At 61.5% G+C, this 3,981-nt stretch carries 3 protein-coding genes and 2 pseudogenes; 3 read left to right on the forward strand and 2 right to left on the reverse strand.

The window, feature by feature from the left end; translation table 11 throughout:
• Positions 1–90: pseudogene (locus tag SB753_RS34235) on the reverse strand (succinate dehydrogenase, cytochrome b556 subunit); the annotation flags it as partial.
• Between the two features lie 155 nt (positions 91–245).
• Positions 246–1,046, reverse strand: a complete 801-nt coding sequence (locus tag SB753_RS34240) for a GntR family transcriptional regulator (RefSeq protein ID WP_410804463.1) — start codon at positions 1,044–1,046, stop codon at positions 246–248.
• A gap of 590 nt (positions 1,047–1,636) precedes the next feature.
• Here SB753_RS34240 and SB753_RS34245 point away from each other — a divergent pair.
• The 3 genes and pseudogenes from SB753_RS34245 to SB753_RS34255 form a co-directional block, all read left to right on the forward strand.
• Positions 1,637–2,620, forward strand: a complete 984-nt coding sequence (locus SB753_RS34245; protein WP_020071600.1) for a malate dehydrogenase — start codon at positions 1,637–1,639, stop codon at positions 2,618–2,620.
• Positions 2,621–2,823: 203 nt separating this feature from the next.
• On the forward strand, positions 2,824–3,822 hold the full coding sequence (locus tag SB753_RS34250; protein WP_410804464.1) for an HpcH/HpaI aldolase/citrate lyase family protein: 999 nt from the start codon (positions 2,824–2,826) through the stop codon (positions 3,820–3,822).
• A 25-nt stretch (positions 3,823–3,847) separates the two neighbouring features.
• Positions 3,848–3,981 (forward strand): annotated as a pseudogene (locus SB753_RS34255) (2-methylcitrate synthase); the annotation flags it as partial.

Raw genomic sequence — 3,981 nt, forward strand, 5'->3', positions numbered from 1 at the left:
CCCTGCAAGCGGCAGGCGATACGCCGTCAATATCTGCCCGATACCGATGTTCCGGAATTCCGGCCTCGGTTTTTTTACGGCTTCAGCCATGCTAGACCCCTACTTGTAGTCACACTAATCCGCAATTTTAGCGCCTTTTCATATCGCGCTGCAGCGAAAACCCCGACAGGTCCGTTGCAGCACGCGCAATAAAGGCACCGTCAAAAGGCGCGCACACGAGATGCCACGCCTTCATTCAGCCCGATTCAGCTCAGATCGTTCTGATAGTAATACCCGGTTGTGACATACCAACCTCGCCGGACTTCCACCGGCCTGTCACCGTAGGTATAGGACACGCGCTCCACCGACAGCAGCGGGAAACCCGGCGGCACGTGCAGCAGATCGGCCACCGACGGCTCCGCCGCGACCGCGCGGATTTTCTCCGTAGCGCGGATCATGCGGGTGCCGAATTCCGTCTCGAACATCGCGTACAGGGGACCTTTGTACTCCGAGAGCCGCTCGAGCGTCAGTCCGCGAAATACGGCACCAGGCAGCCAGATTTCGTCGAGTACGGTGACTTCGCCGTCGAACTGCAGCAGACGCTTGATCAGAACTACGGGATCGGCCGGCTTCAGATCGAGTTGCCGCGCGATTTCCGCCGACGCTCGCAGACGCCGGCATTCGAGCAGCCGGCTCACGTGCGGATGCTCGGCGCCGTCATCAGCCAGTAACCGGAGAAAGCGAAACTGCGCACGATCCTCGTTGTGCGTCGCAACAAACGTGCCTTTGCCCTGACGGCGCACGAGGAGATTCTCGGCGGCAAGTTCGTCGATCGCTTTACGTACCGTGCCCTGGCTGACCTTGTATCTGGCCGCTAATTCGACTTCACTAGGAATGATCTCGCCGGGCTTCCATTCGCCGCTTTCGAGGCTCTGCGTTATCAGCCCCTTGATCTGCTGATACAAAGGGCTAAAAGTGGGCGACGCAGTGGGGACGTTCGCGGATACACCTTCGCCAGCGGCCGTTTGACCGTTCGGATTCGTGGTGTTGGCCGGGTTGGAATTCATGCGCGCATTTCATCATAAAGGGCTGGGCCGCGTCCAGCGTTTCCCCGGCAATAGATGTGTCTTATATAAGACATAAGATAAGGTTGACTTTGCGTCTGCCGACTCCTACACTCCTTGTCGAGCAAGGGTTTGCGGGGTTTTTTGGCAGTTGCGATCTGCATTCGTTTCGCAGCGCCGCGACGCACCGGCAGCCACTCTGCACCATGCTGTTCCCACGCAGTCCAGGTTTCGATTCGCCGCCATTCGTTGGTCAGACGCTCGCCGAAACGCGCTGTTTGCAGGAGCCGCAAGGTGCAGCGGCTACGCGGCGCCTCGCTGGTCCGCTCCCGCCCTCTCATAGAAATACCGGGCCGCCCCAAGTTTTCGCATGCGGGTCGGACCAGCCGCGAAACGGCGGCCTGAGAGCGCTCGGCAGTACAGGTTTCCGGCATGGCGGTCTTGGCGCAGCGCCGCTGTCGGTCCGCAATTCATGGGCTGACAGCGGGCGTCCGCAAACACTGAATTCCGCCGTGTTTCACAACGCTTCGAGGAACGCGCATATAGAATGGCGTTTTCCCTAGCGTCTAACGCATCGTCCTGGAGATTTCTCAATGGCTAAGCCCGCAAAGCGCGTTGCCGTCACCGGCGCCGCAGGTCAAATTGCTTACTCCCTGCTGTTCCGCATCGCCAATGGTGATCTGCTCGGTAAGGACCAGCCGGTTGTGCTGCAACTGCTCGACCTGCCGCAAGCGCAAGGCGCCGTCAAAGGCGTCGTGATGGAACTGGATGATTGCGCATTCCCGCTGCTGTCGGGCGTCGTGATCACGGACGACCCCAAGGTCGCATTCAAGGACGCTGACGTCGCCCTGCTGGTCGGCGCACGTCCGCGTTCGAAGGGCATGGAGCGTAAGGACCTGCTGTCGGCCAACGCTGAAATCTTCACGGTTCAGGGTAAGGCGCTGAACGAAGTCGCGAGCCGCGACGTGAAGGTGCTGGTGGTCGGCAACCCGGCCAACACCAACGCCTACATCGCGATGAAGTCGGCACCCGATTTGCCGAAGAAGAACTTCACCGCCATGCTGCGCCTGGACCACAACCGCGCGCTGTCGCAACTGGCCGCGAAGTCGGGCAAGCCGGTCGCTTCGATCGAAAAGCTGGCTGTGTGGGGCAATCACTCGCCGACCATGTACCCTGACTTCCGCTTCGCAACCGCAGAAGGCCAGAGCCTGACCAAGCTGATCAACGACGACGAATGGAATCGCAACACGTTCATCCCGACCGTCGGCAAGCGCGGCGCGGCGATTATCGAGGCACGCGGTTCGTCGTCGGCAGCGTCGGCGGCTAATGCTGCAATCGACCACGTTCGCGACTGGGTGCTCGGCACGAACGGCAAGTGGGTCACCATGGGTGTCCCGTCGGACGGTTCGTACGGCATTCCTGAAGACATCATCTACGGTGTGCCGGTGATCTGCGAAAACGGCGAATACAAGCGCGTGGAAGGTCTGGAAATCGACGCGTTCTCGCGCGAGAAGATGGACGCCACGCTGCAGGAATTGCTGGAAGAGCGCGAAGGCGTTCAGCATCTGCTCGGCTAAGCACCTGATGCAGAACAACCGGAACTCCGTAGCTTCATCGCAGCGGGTTCCGGTTTTTTCGTGCAAATCGAGCAAAGCGAGCCAATCTGGCGCTTCGCGCGATTCGCACCTGATTCGAACGCGTTTTGCCTGCCTGTACGATCGGACAGAACGCGCCCGAATCGGTTTTCCCTCAACAAAAGCCCACGCTCCTGACGCCGAAGATGCGCGCCCTCACACCCGCCGAAGTGCTGTTTGACGGCGAAGTGCCGCCCGCTGTGCTGCCTGCCTGCGACCACTACGCCGGCAGCGAAAAGCTGATGCTGAAATCGCTAGCGTTACAGCAGCAACTTGGCCCGGTGTTCGACATCACGCTCGACTGCGAAGACGGCGCGCAGGTCGGCCACGAAGCGGAGCACGCGGAACTCGTCGCGTCGCTGCTCGGCAGCGAGCATGACCGCTTCGGCCGCGTCGGGGTACGGATTCACGACTTCGACCACCCGCACTGGCGCGACGACGTCCGCCTGATTCTGCGCGCGGCAAAGCGTGCGCCCGCCTACATCACCCTGCCCAAGATCCGCAACGTACCCGACGCCGCCGAAATGGTCGCGTATATCGAGGCCACGCGGCGCGAGCTTGGCGTCGCCAGAGCAGTGCCAGTGCAATTGCTGGTTGAAACACACGGCGCGCTGACGCGTGTGTTCGATCTTGCCGCGTTGCCCGGTGTCGAAGCGTTGAGCTTCGGCCTGATGGACTTCGTTTCCGCGCACGACGGCGCGATCCCCGATACCGCAATGCGCTCGCCTGGGCAGTTCGATCATCCGCTGGTGCGCCGCGCGAAGCTCGAAATCTCCGCCGCGTGCCACGCGTACGGCAAGGTGCCGTCGCACAACGTCAGCACTGAAGTGCGCGATATGAGCGTGGTTGCAAACGACGCGGCACGTGCACGCAACGAGTTCGGGTACACGCGCATGTGGAGCATTCACCCTGCGCAGGTCGAGGTAATCGTGGCCGCGTTCGCGCCACGCGATGAAGAAATCGCCACCGCCACCGACATTCTGCTGGCCGCGCAGTCCGCCCAATGGGGACCCACGCGCTATCGCGACACGTTGCATGACCGCGCGAGCTACCGCTATTACTGGTCGGTGCTGCGCCGGGCGCAATCCACTGGCCGGGCCGTTCCGCAAGATGCAGCGCCGCTTTTCGGGGAAGCAGCGCAATGAGCAAACAAACAGGAGAGTGCGGGAGATGAGCGAGACAACGCAATCCGCCGGCGCACAAGGCGGCTTCAAACCGAAGAAATCTGTCGCGCTGTCCGGCGTGACCGCGGGCAACACGGCACTCTGCACGGTCGGCAAGACCGGCAACGATCTGCACTATCG

The sequence above is a fragment of the Paraburkholderia sp. SIMBA_053 genome (genome assembly GCF_046534895.1).
GTDB lineage: Bacteria > Pseudomonadota > Gammaproteobacteria > Burkholderiales > Burkholderiaceae > Paraburkholderia > Paraburkholderia caledonica.

Bases quoted from the DNA above. Each gene is read 5' to 3' on its own strand.
- SB753_RS34240 (WP_410804463.1), bottom strand. From the start codon at position 1,046: ATGAATTCCAACCCGGCCAACACCACGAATCCGAACGGTCAAACGGCC.
- SB753_RS34245 (WP_020071600.1), top strand. From the start codon at position 1,637: ATGGCTAAGCCCGCAAAGCGCGTTGCCGTCACCGGCGCCGCAGGTCAA.
- SB753_RS34250 (WP_410804464.1), top strand. From the start codon at position 2,824: ATGCGCGCCCTCACACCCGCCGAAGTGCTGTTTGACGGCGAAGTGCCG.